Genomic DNA, 14,146 nt, shown 5'->3' with positions numbered 1-14,146 from the left:
GTGACGTCCCACGTCGTCGTCATCGGCGCCGGCCTCGCCGCCGTGAGCCTGTGCGGCGCGCTGCGCGCCGAGGGCCACCGAGGACCGATCACCGTCGTCGGCGACGAGCCCGGCCTGCCCTACGACCGGCCACCCCTGAGCAAGGGCTTCCTGACCGGCACCGTCGGCGACGAGCGGCTGCCGCTACGGCCGGCGGCCTGGTACGAGCAGCAGCGCATCACCCTGCGCACCGGGACGCCGGTCACCCACCTGGATCCGCGGGCGGGTCGGGTCGAACTCGCCGACGGGACGCGGCTGGAGGCCGATGCCGTCGTCCTGGCCACCGGCGGCACACCCCGGACCCTCCCGGCCGCGGTCGCACCGCCCCACGAGGCCGTCCGCACCCTGCGCACCCACGCGGACGCGACGGCGCTGCGCGCCCGGCTCGTACCGGGGACCCGGCTGCTGGTGGTCGGCGCCGGGCTGATCGGCGCCGAGAGCGCCGCCTGCGCGGCGCAGCTGGGATGCCGGGTGACGCTGGTGGACCCCGCCGCGCTGCCGCTGGCGGGCGCGGTCGGCCCGCACGCCGCCACCTTCCTGCACGCGCAGCACGCCGCCCACGGTGTCACCACCGTGACGGCCGGTCTGCGCGCACTGACCGCCGACGGAGCCGGCGTACGGGCCGTCCTGACCACCGGCGCGAGCGTCGACGCCGACCTGGTCCTGGTCGGCATCGGCATCCGCCCCACCACCCGACTCGCCGAGGAGGCGGGAGCGGCCGTCGACCACGGCGTCCTGGTCGACGCCGGCATGCGCAGTTCGCTGCCCGGCCTGTTCGCCGTCGGCGACGCCGCCCGGCCGCTGGGCCCCGACGGGCCGCTGCCGCGCGTGGAGCACTGGGACAACGCCAGGACCAGCGGCGAGCGCGCGGCCCGCGCCATCCTCGGCCTCCCCGAACCGGCGCCCAGGGCACCCTGGTTCTGGACCGACCGCTACGGCCACCACCTGGAGATGGCCGGCCACTACGACCCGCAGGCCGAGCCAGCCTTCCGCGGCGACCTGACCGCGGGCGACGGCAGCGTCCTCTACCTGCGCGAAGGACGCTGCGTCGGAGCGGTCGCCGTCGGCCGCCCCAACGACGTCAAGGCCGCCCAGCGCCTGATCGACCGTCAGATCCCCGTCGACGTGCACGCGGTGGAGAGCGGATCGCTGCGCTCCCTGCTCGGCTGAACCCCGGCCCCGGTGGAGGCCCCGGCCCCGGCCCCGGTGGAGGCCCCGGCCCCGGCCCCGGTGGAGGGCAGGGGTCTGGTGGTGGCGAGTTCCCGTCGAAGGCGGACGAGGGCGTCGCGGATGCGGGTCTTGGCGGTGCCCAACGGAATCCCGAGGTGGCCGGCGACCTGCGGGTAGGAGCGGTCGTCGTAGAAGGCGAGGTGGACCGCCTCGAACTGAAGGGCCGTCAGGGTACCGAGGGCGAGCTCGACGGCTTCGTCGTCACACGGACGCTCATCCGGGTCCGCGTCGCCCTCCCCCTGGTGCAGGCTGTGCTCCTCCGCCGCCCACCGCTGCTCGCACCGGCGTTGCACGCCGAGGTGCCGGACCCGGTCGATGGCGCGGCGGCGGGCGATGGTGGCCACCCAGGAGCGAACGCCACCAGCGGCGGCACGGTAACGGCCGGCGTGGAGCCACACCTCGATCATCACTTCCTGGCTGACCTCCTCGGCCTGCGCCCGGTCGCGCAGCACGCCGGTGACCACCGCCTCGACGAAGGGCAGGAGTTCGCCGTACAGGAGGTGGAACGCTTCCCCGTCGCCCTCCGCGGCGGCCACCAGACGCAGTTCGAGGGCGTCTCCCCGGGCGGGCTGCGGCTCGGCGTTTCGCGACGGGCGTGTCATGTCTCCCACTACGGCCCTCCCGTCCCCTTCGGTCGGTGAACGGCGGCGGAGCCGAGAACTGTCTGTGCCTCTGCTTCTTCCGGAGCGGGGCCGGCTACCTGACGGTGAGGGTGCCGGTCATGCCGGGATGGATGTCGCAGACGTAGGGGTAGCTGCCCGGGGTGGTGGGGGCGGTGAAGGTGGCGCTCTGGCCGGCGTCGATGCGGCCGGTGTCGAAGGCCCTGCCGGTGGAGGTGAGGGTGTGCGGGGTGGTGTCCTGGTTGGTGACGGTGATCCGGGTGCCGGGGGCGACGGTGAGGTCGGCGGGCGCGAACGCGAAGTCCTCGACGGTGATGTTCACGGCCGACGTGGGGTTGTCGGTGCCGGATCCGGCCGGTCCGGTGGTGGCGGGTGCGGACGAGGGGGATGCCGGGGTGGCCGGACCGGTGGAACCGGAGCAGCCGACCGCGATCATCAGCAGGGCGACGGCCGTGGTGGCGGCCAGGGCGCGGGAGGGGGACAGGTGCACGGGCGGCGTTCTCCTGGATGGGTGGGCGGGGGAGCCGGGGCAGGGGCGCGGGATCCTCGTCCGCGTCCCCGCCCCGGGATGTGTCAGACCGTCAGGAGGCTGGGCTTGGCGGCCTTGTCGACGGGCAGGAAGTCGTCCGGGACGGGGTACTGGCCCAGGACGTAGTGGAGGATCGCGGCGTGCATCGCCTCCACGGGGGCGATGGTGGCGGCGGTGGCGATGCCGGCCGGGCTGGTGACGTTGTAGGTCGCGAACAGGTAGGTCTGCGCGGCCTGGTCCTCCAGCTGGAGGGCCAGCTCGGCGACCCCGCCGACGTCGGTGACCTTGCCGAGCGCCGCGGTGACGTCGGCCTGGTTGGACAGGGGGACGTCGGTGATGGCCGGCTTGCCCGCGCCGGTGAGCACCGCGTTCCAGGCCTTGGCGTGGTCGGCGTGCTGGGCCATCGCGGTGGTGACGAAGGTGGCCACCGCCGGCGGGACGGTGCCGAGCTTGCCGGCGGTCGCCGCGTCCAGCGCCGCCTGGTAGGCGCCGACGGCCTGGTTCTCCAGCGCGGTGGCCAGCGCGACGACCTTCAGGTCACCGGTGTACTGGCCGGACGCGGACGCGGACGCGGACGCCGACGCCTTCGCCGAACCGCCCGAGGCCGACGGCGAAGTCACCGCGTTGGTGGTCTTCGGGTCGCTGGAGCAGGCGGCCAGCACCAGGGCGGCGCCGACTCCGCCCAGGCCCATCAGGAAGCGGCGCCGGCCCTGGTCGGCCTCGCCGCACTCGGCACGGCGGGTGCGGATCTCCTCCGCCAGGTCGACCGCACTCGCCCGCATCGCGGGGAGCGTGTCCCGGTGGGCCTGCTCCATGTCCCGGGTGAGGCGGGCGAGTTGGGCCTCGGTGATCGGCAGCTCCCAGCCGCCCTTGGTGGTGCCGGTGCCGGTCACTTGACGGCTCCTTCGCTGATCGGGGAGGCGTCCTTGGTCGGGTAGAACGCGTCGGGGAAGCCGAAGCTGCCGGCCGCCGCCGGCAGCTTCGCCGGGTCGACCGGGATGGTGACGAGGTCGGCGGCGTTGCCCGCCAGCAGCGCCTGCACCGCGAGCAGGGTGGCCCGGTGCTGCGCCTCCACCGGCGCCACCGAGGCGAACAGCTTGCGCAGGTCGGCGTTGGAGACCTGCCCGACGTTCTTGGTGTAGGTCTGGGCGGCCACGTCCTCCAGCGTGATGGCCAGCTTCACCACGTCCGCCGGGCCCTTGATGGTCGGCAGCGTCTGGTCGACCACCGCCTTGTACTTCGGGTCCGGACCGGTCTGCGCCTTCCCGCCCGCCTGGGTCGCGGCCGCGTTGAACGCCTTGGCGTGCGCCTGGTGCTGCTCGGTGGTCTTGGCGATGAACGCCGCCACCGTCTTGTTGCCGTCCTTGATGAACGGCAGCGTGGCGGCGGTCTGGTAGACGCTCACCGCCAGGTTCTCCAGCGACGCCGCGGTCTGCAGCGCCATGATGTCGTCCGCCGTCGCGGTGGCCGCGAAGGCCCGGGACGAGCCGAACAGCGCGGCCGCCCCGGCCACGCCCGCCAGGACGCTGCCGCGCTGCCACCAGCGGCGCCCGGCGGGCTCGGCCGCCTGCCCGAAGTCGGCCAGCGCGCCGCGGGTGATCCGCAGCGCGTCGCTGTTCAGGTCCTGCGACTGCTCCGTCAACTCGTCCAACGCACGGGTGTCGATGCGCTCTGCGGCCATCACGCCCCTCATCTCCTCCGATGCCCGCACCACGCGGACACATCGCAGGCACTTCGGGGCGCCGCTCCGCCCGGCTTGGTGCCGGATCCCCGCACCCCTCGAAGTTCACCAGGGAGAGTTGACGCACGGTCAGCCCGTTGACGGCAGGCACTGTCGAGCGCAGCCGGTCCTCGTCAGCAGCCCCCCGCGCGGACGATGGCCGGCGGCGCCACGGCGCTCTCCGCAGCCGGGGCCATGTAGGGCAGGAGATCGGGAACCAGCCGGTCCGGCACGAACACCACCACCGCGCCCGGACGCAGCAGCACGTCCAGCTCCAGGTCCAGGAGCAGCAGGTCGCCCGCGCGTGTGGTGACGTGCGGCCCCGTACCGCCGGTGGGTGGCGAGTACGAGGACGGGGCTGTGGCGTTCGGCCAGTTGGTGGCCTCGCTGGCCGCGTGGCGCAGTCGGAGGGCGCGCTGCTGGCGTGGTGCCCGGGGCTTCGAAGTGGTGGCGTGCGCGCCGTTCGCAGTCGTCCCCCCCTGCCAGTGGCCGCCGTTCCAGTCGGTGAACCGGCGGCCGGGACGGCGACGGACCGAGGGGCCGTCAGGGGAATCCGTACGGCCGCGCCGGGTGCACCTGCCACGGGACGGGCGGCGGTCGCAATTGGACGGATCCGGCCCGGGAAATTGAGGATGGCATCGGCGGAGATTTGGTCATACATTTGGAAGCGGGAAATCATCTGACCCTTTTCCGAGGTGACAGAAAATGACCAGGAAAATCGCTCGGTCCATTGCGGCATGCTCGCTCGCTGTGACGGCGGTGGCCGTCCCGATCGCCGCGGCCTCCGGCGCCGGCGCGGCTCAGGCGCGTTCGGTCAGCGTCTCCAGCGGCTCCTCGGTGTCCTTCTCCGCCGGGCACCACAACCAGTCGTTCACCGCCCACACCAGCCACATCAGCGTCAACGTGACCACCCACGGGCACTGGGGTTACTACCCCGGCTGGGGCTGGGGCTGGTACTACGGCGGCCTGTGGTACGGCGTTGGGGGGATCGTCATCCTCCTCTGAACGGCCGCATTCTCGCGACTGAGGGTGACCCTGGAAAGGGCCACCCTCAGTCGCGAAAAAGAATCTTCCAGGCGAGACCAATCCGCACCCTCTCCAGCTTCGAATGGCCGCTTCAAATTCACTTCGGTGGATTCTTTCGAAGCGTTCACGCATTCTCTGGGGATGCAATGCGCCGACCGCGGCCGAGCTGCCGTCGGCCGCGTCGGTGCCGCGCGGGGCGGCCACGGCCGGGCCCGACATGACGGGCTGTCATGCGCTGGGCGCGTCGCCGGACGGGCTCCGCAGGCCCAGCAGGTACAGGGCCGGCCCGTCAGCCGGAGAGGGACTTCTGCAGCACGTCGGCCGGTTGGTGTCCGAGCGGCCACGAGCCCACGGTCTCCAGGCGTCCGACTGCCCACGTCAGCCACTCGGCGTCGCCGAGCCGGTGGGCGTCGCCTTCGGAGACGGCGTGGGTCAGCAACTCCGCCAGGAGCAGGACGTGTGCCGTTCTGTACCACGTGGGATGCCGGTCGAAGGTGAGCTTTCGGTACTCGTACGGATGGCGGAGCGTCATGCTGAGGTGCCCGCCACCGCGCCCCTGGAAGGGTCCGGGCAGACCGCCGAGCAGGCCGGTCAACCCGACGTCACCCCAGTACCCCGACCCCTTGGTCCCGTGCCCGATCTGCAGCCCGACACCAGGCATGATCCGTGACCAGGGGATCAACTCGCCCTGTGTGCCTTCGGCGTGGTGCACCAGACCATCCGGCTCGAATCCCACCCAGCGGCCGCCCGGCCGCTGGGCGTCGCCCAACACCCAGCGACCGTCGACGAGTTCGAGTGGACCGTAGATCATCTGAGCTCCCAAGATTCACGAACGGACGAGGGACCTGCGCCCTCATGGCCGGCACGCCCCCACAGGTCGCGCCTTCCGCTGCTGGGGCGGGCGGCGGAGCGCGGGTCGTCAGGCGGTGACCTCGATGGCGGTGCTCACCGGCTGACCTGCCGGGGCCGGGGTCGGGGACGGCGCCGGGTTCGGGGTGGTGCGTCCGACGATGCCGCCCAGCAGCTCGGTCAGGTCGACGCCGGTGGTGGAGTTGAGCAGTTCGAGACCCTGGGTGACGTTGTCGGTGACCGTCCTGGTGAGCCGGCTCGCGCCGTCGGTGGAGATCACCGTCAGCTTGTCGATCGCGCCCAGCGGCTCGGCGGCCTTGCCGACGACCTGGGGCAGTGCCTCGACCAGCATCTGTATCACCGCCGCGTCGCCGTACTGGGCGAGGGCCTCGGCCTTCTTGCGCATCGCCTCGGCCTCGGCGAGGCCCCGGGCGGTGATCGCGGACGCGCCGGCCTCGCCCTCGATCCGCACCGCCTCCGCGAGTGCGGCGCGGTGCGCCTGCTCGCCGAGCCCGGTGAGCCGCGCGCGCTCGGCCTCCGCCTCGGCCTCCTTGACCAGCGCGACCTTGCGGGCTTCGGCCTGCTGTTCGGCCTGGTAGCGGGCCGCGTCGGCGGGCTTGCGGACCTGGGTGTCGAGCTGACGGTCGGTCAGGGCCGCCTGCCGTTCGGCGACCTTCTCCTGCTCGGTGAGCACCTCCTGCTGGCGGGCGGCCTCGGCGAGCGGCCCGGCGGCGTTCGCCTTGGCGGTCGCGGCCTCGGTCTCGACCCGGATCTCGGCCTGCTTCAGGTAGAAGGTGCGCTCGGCGACGGCGATCTCCTCGGCGGCCTTGAGCCGGGCCTGTTCGGAGGCGCGCCGGGCGTTGGACTCGGCGATGTCGGCCTCCTGCTTGGCGCGGGCCGCCTCGGGCCGGCCGAGGTCCTCCAGGTAGGTGCCCTCGGTGGTGATGTCCTGGATCTGGAAGGCGTCCAGGACCAGGCCCTGGCCGGAGAGGCTGGCCTCCGCCTCCTCGGCGACCTGGCCGGCGAAGGCGGCGCGGTCGCGGATGACGTCCTCCACCGACATCCGCCCCACGATGGCGCGCAGTGCGCCGGAGAGGACCTCCTGGGTGAAGCGGACGATGCCGTCCTGCTGCTGGAGGAAGCGCTGGGCGGCGGCCCGGATGGCGTCCTCGTTGCCGCCGACCTTGACGATCGCCACCCCGTCGAGGTTGGCCTTCACCCCGCGCAGGGTGACGGCACCGCGTACCGCGATCGGGATGTGCCGGCTGGACAGGTCGAGGGTGAACTTCTGCTGCACGAACGGCACGACGAAGACACCGCCGCCGACGACGACCTTCTGACCGCTGTTGTCCGTGCTGACGCGGCCCGTCTCGGGGTTGGTCGAGGTCCTGCCGCGGCGGCCGGTGATGATGAAGGCCTCGCTCGGGCCCGCGACCTTGTAGCGGGTGACGACGACGAGGACGAGCAGCAGCAGGAGGACGAACGCTCCGGCGGCGGCGGTGACTACTGGACTCATGAGGTGTCCCCCTTCGCCCCGTGGAGGGCGGCTGTCGGTTCGCTCCGGGTGCTCCGGAGATGTGCGCGGGTCGGTCAGGGATGGGCAGGGCGGACCGTGACGGCGGTGGGCGACAGGACCGCGTCGACCCACACCTGCTCACCCCGCTCGACCGCGACGGTGCTGCGGGCCGCGACCTTCACCGGCTGCCCGCCGGCGCGCAGCAGGACCTCGCCGAAGCCGTCGGCCCGGATCGCGGTGACCACGGTGCCCATCGCGCCCACCAGGTCCTCGGACCTGGGCGTGGCGGCGGTGCGCCCGTGCGTCAGTGCCCGGGTGAAACTCCGGGTGAGCCAGCCGGTCGCGGTGCCCGCCAGACAGCCGGCCGCCACGGCCGCGGCCGTGCCCAGGGAGGTGGCCCCCAGGACGAGGGCGCCGGCGAAGCCGAACATCGAGACGAACCCGGAGACCACCGGTGCCGACAGCAGCCCGGCGAGCGCACCGTCGAAGAGACCGTCGAGCAGCCCGTCCAGCAGCCCGTCCAGCACCAGGGAGAGGGCGAGGACGACGACGCCCGCCAGGCCCAGCCCGAGGAACATCGCCATGCCCCGCCCCCTCCGTGTGGTGCTCCCCCGTCGGGCTGAATCGTCGCAGGCGTGACCCGTGGAGTTCATTGCCGTATCCCGGCAGTCTTTACGCGTTCTTGATGCCGCTCCACGGCAGCTTCCGGCACGGGCGGGTCCGGGTCGATGAGCAGCGTGGTTTCCCCAAGCTCCGGAGACACCGGCGGGTGGTGCCGGCAGCGGGCGATCACCGATACTTCCGGGAAACGGAAGACAGGAGCGCAGCGTGACCCAGGCGGTACCGGACAGCCATCTCGACGAGTACACGCGTGTCCTGGCGCAGGTCGCCGCCACCGGCCGCAGGCTGAGCCGGGACGAACTCGAGGCCTGTCGGCTGGCCGGCGAGCGCGCCGCCGAGGCGGGCCACGGCCTGCGCGCCGCCGTCCGCGCCCACCTGGCCGCCACCCGTACCGCCTGGCCCGCTGGGGCACTTGAGCGCACCGCCACGGTGCTGGCGGCCGTGGAGCAGGCGGTGGACGCCTTCGCGGAAGGTCACGAGCGCGCCCAGCGCCTGGCGGTGCGTCAGGAGGAGACCGCCCGCCGCGAGTTCATCGACGACCTGCTGTACGGGCGCAGCGACCTGGGCAGGCTGGCGGAGCGGGCCAAGCACTTCGGGCTCCTGCTCTCCCACGCGCACGCGGTCGCCGTCGCCCAGGGGCCCGTCGCGTACTCCGACGGCGACCCGGTCACCCGGCAGGTGGACAGCGCGCTGATCCACCGCTTCGGCGACCGCCGGATCCTGCTCACGACCAAGGAAGGCCGCTTGGTGTGCGTCGCGCCGGGGGACGAGGACGACGTGCTCGCCTACTTCGTCCGGCAGACGTGCACCGCCACCGGCTCCGCCCTGGTGGCGATCGGCCGCCCCCACCCGGGCGCGGGCGGCGTCGTCCACTCGTACGAGGAAGCGCTCGGCGCACTGGACCTGGCCGGGAGGATGGACCTGCCGGGACCCGTTCTGCGTGTCTCCGACCTGTTGGTCTTCCCGGTCCTGACCCGGGACCGGGAGGCACTGGCCGACCTCGTGGCCGGCGTCCTGGGCCCGCTCCGCAGGGCCCGCGGCGGACCCGCCGTGCTGGTGGAGACGCTGTCGGCGTACTTCGACTCGGGATGCGTCTCGGCCGAGGCGGCGCGGCGCCTGCGGCTGAGCGTGCGGGCCCTGACCTACCGCCTCGACCGGGTCCGGCAGCTCACCGGCTCCGACCCGGCCGACCCGGTGCACCGCTACACCCTGCAGACCGCCGTCATCGGAGCCCGCCTGCTGGACTGGCCCGCCTCCGGACTCTGACCGCGGCTCCCCGGCAGGTTGGCCGGAGCGGGGTGCGTCAACTGCCTTCCCCCGCCGGGGGAGTGAAGTGGACGGGGGCCTCGAAGTTGGCCCGGCGGGCGGCGCGGCGGAAGACGGTGAGCAGTGCCGGGCCGGTCAGCAGGATGCACACACCGGTGGTGACGGCGCGTCCGGTGTCCCAGCCGAGGGAGGTGGTGAGGTCGAAGAGCAGGTAGCGGTGCCACTGCTCGGTGAAGGGCAGGCCCGGCAGGTAGGCGATGGAGCTGTTCGGGTCGAGGCTGAAGGGCCAGAAGGAGAGGTTGAGCAGGAACCCGAACAGGTAGCCGGAGAAGGCCCCGTAGAGCGCGAGCATCGCCGCCTCGGCCCTGCCGCGCAGTGGGGGCAGCAGACCGGCCAGCAGGCCGACGAAGGCGCAGCCGAACATCTGGTACGGCATCCACGGTCCGACGCCGCCGGTGAGCAGCGCGGAGGCGAACAGCGAGGTGCAGCCCAGCACGAAGCCGAAGCCGGGGCCGAAGACCCGGCCCGCGATCACCAGGACGAAGAAGACCGTCTCGACCCCGGCGGTGCCGGCGCCGAGCGGACGGAGTCCGGCGTTGACGGCGGAGAGCACGCCGAGCATGGCGAGGGCCTTGGCGTCGATGCCGCCGGCGGAGATCTCGGCGATCACCACGGCCAGCACCAGGGCCAGCAGGGCGCCGAAGATCAGCGGCGGCGCGTAGGCGGAGCCGAACTTCCCCGGGGCGACCACGAAGGGCCAGAGGAAGGCGACCAGACCGATGAAGGCGGCCAGCGTCACCGCGATCCTGGCCCGGCCGGGGACCCGGACGGCGGCGGGCAGGGCGAGGGCGGGCAGGGTCATCGGGCGGCCTCTGCGGGGGTGAGTGCCCGGGCCACCTGACCGGTGGTCAGGTAGGGGAGCGGAGCGAGGACCTTGGCGGTCTGCGGGGCGAAGGTCGGCGAGGCGACGATGACCTCGTCGGTCGGGCCGTCGGCGACGATCTCGCCCTCGGCCATCACCACCACCCGGTCGGCGGAGGCGGCGACGAACTCCACGTCATGCGTGCAGACCACCACCGCCCGCCCGTCGTCGGCCAGTTGGTCGACGACGGCGGTGAGCGCGGCCTTGGCGCGGTAGTCCAGGCCGCGGGTGGGTTCGTCCAGCAGGACGACCGGCGGGGCGGCGGCCAGTTGGATCGCCAGCACCAGGGCCAGCTTCTGCCCCTCGGAGAGGTCGCGGGGGTGGCCGTGGTCCGGGATGCCCGGGGCGAGCCGGTCCAGGATCTGCCGGGCGGTCGGGCCCTCGCGCTCCCGGGCCGCGTCGCGGTCGGCCTGGTCGAGCTCCTGGGCCACGGTCTCCAGGTAGAGCAGGTCGGTGGGCGTCTGCGGGACCAGGCCGACCAGACGGCGGGCTTCGGCGGCGGACACCTTCCTGGGGTCGGCCGGGCCCGCGCCGTCCCGGGTGACCCGGACGGTGCCGCCGTGGCGCGGGCCGGATCCCTGGAGGGCCCAGAGCAGGGAGGACTTGCCGGAGCCGTTGCGGCCCATCAGGGCCGTCACCTCGCCGGTGCGCAGTTCCAGCGAGGCCTCCCGGACGGCGACCACCCGGCCGTGCCTGACCACGACCTGATCGGCGGTCAGCACCGGCGCTCCCTCTCCGGGCCGGTCGCGCACCGGTGGGACGGGGAGCCCGGTCAGCCGTTCGCGCAGCGGGGCGGCGGCCCGGCGGGCGTCGCGGACCGAGAGCGGCAGCGGCCGCCAGCCGGCCAGCCGGCCCAGCTCGACCACCGGCGGCGCGATCTCGGTCTCCTCGAAGACCTCGGCCGGTGCGCCGTGGCGGACGGTGCCGTCGCCCGGCAGGTGGATCACCCGGTCCGCGTACTGGACCACGCGCTCCAGCCGGTGCTCGGCGAGCAGGACGGTGACGCCGAGGTCGTGCACCAGCCGGGTGACCGCGGCGAGCACCTCCTCGGCGGCGGTCGGGTCGAGCGCGGAGGTGGGCTCGTCCAGGACCAGCACCCGGGGGTGGGCGGTGAACACCGAGCCGATGGCGACCCGCTGCTGCTGGCCGCCGGAGAGCTCGCTGAGGGCCCGGTGGCGCAGGTCGGCGAGGCCGAGCAGGTCCAGGGTCTCCTCCACCCGCTTGCGCATCACGGCCGGCTCGATGGCCAACTGTTCCATCGCGTAGGCGAGTTCCTCCTCGACCGTGTCGGTGACGAAGCCGGCGAGCGGGTCCTGGCCCACCACGCCCACCACGTCGGCGAGTTCGCGTGGCGGGTGGTGGGCGGTGTCCCGGCCGTCGACGGTGACCCGGCCGCTGAGGGTGCCGCCGGTGAAGTGCGGGACGAGGCCGTTCACGGCGCCGAGCAGGGTGGACTTGCCGCTGCCGGTGCGGCCCACCACGAGGCAGAGCTCGCCCTCCGGGACGGTGAGGTCGACCCCGTGCAGGACGGGGCGGTCGGCGCCGTGGTAGCGGACGCCGACCCGGTCGAAGCGGATCACTCGGTCACCTCGGAGGGCGTGCGACCGGTACCGGTGGCGGTCGCGGTGGCGGTGGTGGGCGCGGTGGTGGCGGTCACCGGAGGGCGGCCGGGCGGCGGGGAGAGCACCCCGGCCGAGGCGGCGAGCAGCAGGGCGACCACCGGGACGACCGGGAGGGCGGGCCAACTGAGCGGGTGGAGCGAGGGGTTGAGCTCGGCGGCGTCGTAGCCCACGCTGACACAGAGCAGCACCGCGGCGGCCACCCCGCAGAGGCTGACGGCCCATTCGGCCGCTCGCCAGGGGTCCGGCCGGTAGGTGGTGCGCCGGATCCGGCGTCCTCCCAGCAGAAGGCCGCCGACGCAGAGCACCGAACCGGCCGCCAGGGCGGGCAGGCCGAGCAGGGCCGGGGCGGTGCCGTCGAGCAGCCCGTACATCCCGGCGCACAGACCGCACATGCCCAGCAGCATCAGGGCCCCGGTCGCCCGCCGGGAGGCCCGGGTGGCGGTGCCGGCCCGGCCGTAGCCCCGGGAGTCCATCGCGGCGGCGAGGTGCATCGAGCGCTCCAGCGCGTCCTCCAGCACCGGTACGGCGATCCCCCGCAGGGCCCGCAGGCCCTTGCTCCGCCCGGCCCGCAACCGCCGTGCCCGGAAGACCCGTTGCACGCTCTGCACCAACTGGGGCGCGACGCTGAGCGAGACCGTGACGGCGACCCCGAGCTCGTACAGCGCGCCGGGCAGCACGCGCAGGGCGCGCTTGGGGTTGGCCAAGGTGTTGGCGGCTCCGATGCAGCAGAGCAGACAGGCCAGCCGCAGCCCGTCGGTGGCGGCCGAGAGGACGGCCTCCAAGGAGACCGGCCCGCCGATCCGGATGCCCGCGTACCAGTCCGGGGTGGGGATGTGCGGGAGCGAGAAGAGCAGGTGGTCGCGCGGGGTGACGCCGGTGGCGAAGACGCAGCGGAAGGTGACCCGGACGGCGACCACGGTCAGCGCCAGCCAGAGGTAGTACGTGAAACCGCGGGCCCACGGTGCGTCGGTGCGCCGGGAGGTGACCACGAAGCCGAGCACGCCCAGCACCAGGAACAGCAGCAGCGGATTGGTGGTGCGGCTGGCGGCGGTGGCGAGCGCGAGGGCCCAGATCCACCAGGCGACGGGGTGCAGGTCCCGGGGGACCCGCCCGGCGACCGAGGCGAACCCCTCGGTGGACTTGACGAGTTGAGCCACCACGATCACTCCGCCCGGCGCCGGCGGCGCAGCGCGGTGACGGCGGTGGCGACGCCGAGGACGAGCACGATGGCGGCGCCGACGGCGGCCGGGGCCATCGAGCCCGCAGCGTGCGGGGCGTCGGCGACCGGAGCCGCGTCGACCGGGGTGAGGCCGGAGGCCGACGGGGACGGGGAGGCCGGCGGTGTCCCGGTGGACGTCCCGCTCGTATCCGGTGACGGTGGCGGTGTCGGAGTGGGTGGCGGTTCGGTGGGGCTCGGAGCGGCGGAACCCTCCTGCGGGGTGGCTTCGGGCGGGGCGGTGCCGGTCGACGTGCCGGCGGGGGCAGGGCTGCCGGCACCGCGCGTGGTGGTCCCCGGCGGTGAGGACGGCCTGCTGCCGGCCCCGCCACTGGTGGAGCTGTTGGTGGTGCCCCCTACGGTCCCCCCGGTGCCGGTGCCCCCGCCGGTGGAGCCGCCGGGCGGTGGTGTCGGGTTCGACGCGTTGCCGCCCGGCGTGGTGTTGTGGGCGCGGAGGCTGTCGGGGGACACGGTCGGCCGGCCCTCGGCGCCCCCGATGTCGGTGCCGCCGAAGATCCACAGGTCGACGCTGCCGGGCACCGGCTGGTAGCTCATGGCGCCCAACTGGCTGTAGGACCAGGAGTCCTGGCCCGGGTCGGCGTGCCAGTACGACCAGTAGGCGGTGGCGGGTGGGGTCTTGACGCACTTGTCCTGCTCGGGCGTCGGGTACTGCTTGCCGCCCTGGTGGCCGCTGTAGCCGATCCGGCAGATGAAGGCCGGACCGTCGTGCCCGGTGCCGGTGGTCCTCCAACCGCCTTGGTTCAGCAGGGCGTAGCCCGTGGTGGGGGTGGTGCCGCAGGAGCGCAGCAGCGGGCCGCCCCAGTGGCCGAAGTCCACCGCGAGCACCACACCGGAGGTGGTGGTGCACTGGTCCATCGGCAGCGGTGCGGCGGAGGCGGGCGTCGCACCGAGCCCGGCGAAGGCCGGGGCGAGTGCGAGCGCGGCGGAGGCCGACACCCGCGCCGCACGG

The 14,146-nt window shown here is 73.9% G+C and carries 15 protein-coding genes; 3 read left to right on the top strand and 12 right to left on the bottom strand.

The annotated features are described in order from the left end of the window. Entirely contained in the window at window positions 1-1,209 is a 1,209-nt protein-coding gene (locus ACIA8O_RS36415) for an NAD(P)/FAD-dependent oxidoreductase (RefSeq protein ID WP_396298346.1), read from the top strand. On the opposite strand, the gene ACIA8O_RS36410 is transcribed toward ACIA8O_RS36415, so the two are convergent. The 5 genes from ACIA8O_RS36410 to ACIA8O_RS36390 form a co-directional block, all read right to left on the bottom strand. Then, window positions 1,149-1,871 (bottom strand): sigma-70 family RNA polymerase sigma factor, encoded by a 723-nt coding sequence (locus tag ACIA8O_RS36410; RefSeq protein ID WP_396298345.1) that lies wholly within the window; start codon window positions 1,869-1,871, stop codon window positions 1,149-1,151. The two genes, ACIA8O_RS36415 and ACIA8O_RS36410, sit on opposite strands and share 61 nt — an antisense overlap. A 94-nt stretch (window positions 1,872-1,965) precedes the next feature. Then, window positions 1,966-2,379 carry a cupredoxin domain-containing protein gene (locus tag ACIA8O_RS36405; protein WP_396298344.1) on the bottom strand — a complete coding sequence of 138 codons (414 nt, stop codon included), beginning with the start codon at window positions 2,377-2,379 and terminating at the stop codon, window positions 1,966-1,968. Between the two features lie 83 nt (window positions 2,380-2,462). Further along, window positions 2,463-3,311 (bottom strand): ferritin-like domain-containing protein, encoded by an 849-nt coding sequence (locus ACIA8O_RS36400; protein WP_396298343.1) that lies wholly within the window; start codon window positions 3,309-3,311, stop codon window positions 2,463-2,465. Beyond that, a complete protein-coding gene (locus ACIA8O_RS36395; protein WP_396298342.1) occupies window positions 3,308-4,099 on the bottom strand; it encodes a ferritin-like domain-containing protein in 792 nt (263 codons plus the stop codon). The genes ACIA8O_RS36400 and ACIA8O_RS36395 overlap by 4 nt, the downstream gene beginning before the upstream one ends. A 173-nt stretch (window positions 4,100-4,272) precedes the next feature. Then, on the bottom strand, window positions 4,273-4,404 hold the full coding sequence (locus ACIA8O_RS36390; RefSeq protein WP_396298341.1) for a hypothetical protein: 132 nt from the start codon (window positions 4,402-4,404) through the stop codon (window positions 4,273-4,275). Between the two features lie 484 nt (window positions 4,405-4,888). Between ACIA8O_RS36390 and ACIA8O_RS36385 the strand changes: the two genes are divergently transcribed. Next, a complete protein-coding gene (locus ACIA8O_RS36385) occupies window positions 4,889-5,143 on the top strand; it encodes a hypothetical protein (RefSeq protein WP_396298340.1) in 255 nt (84 codons plus the stop codon). Between the two features lie 310 nt (window positions 5,144-5,453). Here the strand turns inward: ACIA8O_RS36385 and ACIA8O_RS36380 are convergent, their stop codons facing one another. From ACIA8O_RS36380 to ACIA8O_RS36370, 3 genes are all read right to left on the bottom strand, one after another. Next, complete coding sequence (locus ACIA8O_RS36380) at window positions 5,454-5,975, bottom strand: hypothetical protein (protein ID WP_396298339.1); 522 nt, start codon at window positions 5,973-5,975, stop codon at window positions 5,454-5,456. A gap of 108 nt (window positions 5,976-6,083) precedes the next feature. Then, entirely contained in the window at window positions 6,084-7,529 is a 1,446-nt protein-coding gene (locus ACIA8O_RS36375; protein ID WP_396298338.1) for a flotillin family protein, read from the bottom strand. Window positions 7,530-7,603: 74 nt separating this feature from the next. Continuing rightward, on the bottom strand, window positions 7,604-8,113 hold the full coding sequence (locus ACIA8O_RS36370; protein WP_396298337.1) for a hypothetical protein: 510 nt from the start codon (window positions 8,111-8,113) through the stop codon (window positions 7,604-7,606). Window positions 8,114-8,357: 244 nt separating this feature from the next. Between ACIA8O_RS36370 and ACIA8O_RS36365 the strand changes: the two genes are divergently transcribed. Next, the gene (locus tag ACIA8O_RS36365) at window positions 8,358-9,416 is read left to right on the top strand and encodes a PucR family transcriptional regulator (RefSeq protein WP_396298336.1); all 1,059 of its coding nucleotides are present in this window, start codon (window positions 8,358-8,360) and stop codon (window positions 9,414-9,416) included. A gap of 37 nt (window positions 9,417-9,453) precedes the next feature. Here ACIA8O_RS36365 and ACIA8O_RS36360 read toward each other — a convergent pair whose 3' ends face one another. From ACIA8O_RS36360 to ACIA8O_RS36345, 4 genes are read right to left on the bottom strand one after another with little or no spacing between them, the layout of a single operon-like run. Then, entirely contained in the window at window positions 9,454-10,278 is an 825-nt protein-coding gene (locus ACIA8O_RS36360; RefSeq protein ID WP_396298335.1) for an ECF transporter S component, read from the bottom strand. Further along, complete coding sequence (locus tag ACIA8O_RS36355) at window positions 10,275-11,918, bottom strand: ABC transporter ATP-binding protein (RefSeq protein WP_396298334.1); 1,644 nt, start codon at window positions 11,916-11,918, stop codon at window positions 10,275-10,277. Before ACIA8O_RS36355 ends, ACIA8O_RS36360 begins: the two co-directional genes overlap by 4 nt. Further along, window positions 11,915-13,120, bottom strand: coding sequence for an energy-coupling factor transporter transmembrane component T (locus ACIA8O_RS36350; protein WP_396298333.1), 1,206 nt, complete (start codon window positions 13,118-13,120; stop codon window positions 11,915-11,917). The genes ACIA8O_RS36355 and ACIA8O_RS36350 overlap by 4 nt, the downstream gene beginning before the upstream one ends. Window positions 13,121-13,122: 2 nt before the next feature. Beyond that, complete coding sequence (locus ACIA8O_RS36345) at window positions 13,123-14,133, bottom strand: hypothetical protein (protein WP_396298332.1); 1,011 nt, start codon at window positions 14,131-14,133, stop codon at window positions 13,123-13,125. Window positions 14,134-14,146 lie beyond the last annotated feature (13 nt).

Source organism: Kitasatospora sp. NPDC051853 (assembly GCF_044452665.1).
Classification (GTDB): domain Bacteria; phylum Actinomycetota; class Actinomycetes; order Streptomycetales; family Streptomycetaceae; genus Kitasatospora.
Note: the sequence above shows the minus strand (reverse complement) of the source record. Positions and strands in the feature narration are given on the sequence as shown.

Excerpts from the sequence above, each read along its gene's own strand:
- ACIA8O_RS36360 (WP_396298335.1), bottom strand. The coding sequence starts at position 10,278 with ATGACCCTGCCCGCCCTCGCCCTGCCCGCCGCCGTCCGGGTCCCCGGC.
- ACIA8O_RS36395 (WP_396298342.1), bottom strand. The coding sequence starts at position 4,099 with ATGGCCGCAGAGCGCATCGACACCCGTGCGTTGGACGAGTTGACGGAG.
- ACIA8O_RS36370 (WP_396298337.1), bottom strand. The coding sequence starts at position 8,113 with ATGGCGATGTTCCTCGGGCTGGGCCTGGCGGGCGTCGTCGTCCTCGCC.
- ACIA8O_RS36380 (WP_396298339.1), bottom strand. The coding sequence starts at position 5,975 with ATGATCTACGGTCCACTCGAACTCGTCGACGGTCGCTGGGTGTTGGGC.
- ACIA8O_RS36375 (WP_396298338.1), bottom strand. The coding sequence starts at position 7,529 with ATGAGTCCAGTAGTCACCGCCGCCGCCGGAGCGTTCGTCCTCCTGCTG.
- ACIA8O_RS36410 (WP_396298345.1), bottom strand. The coding sequence starts at position 1,871 with ATGACACGCCCGTCGCGAAACGCCGAGCCGCAGCCCGCCCGGGGAGAC.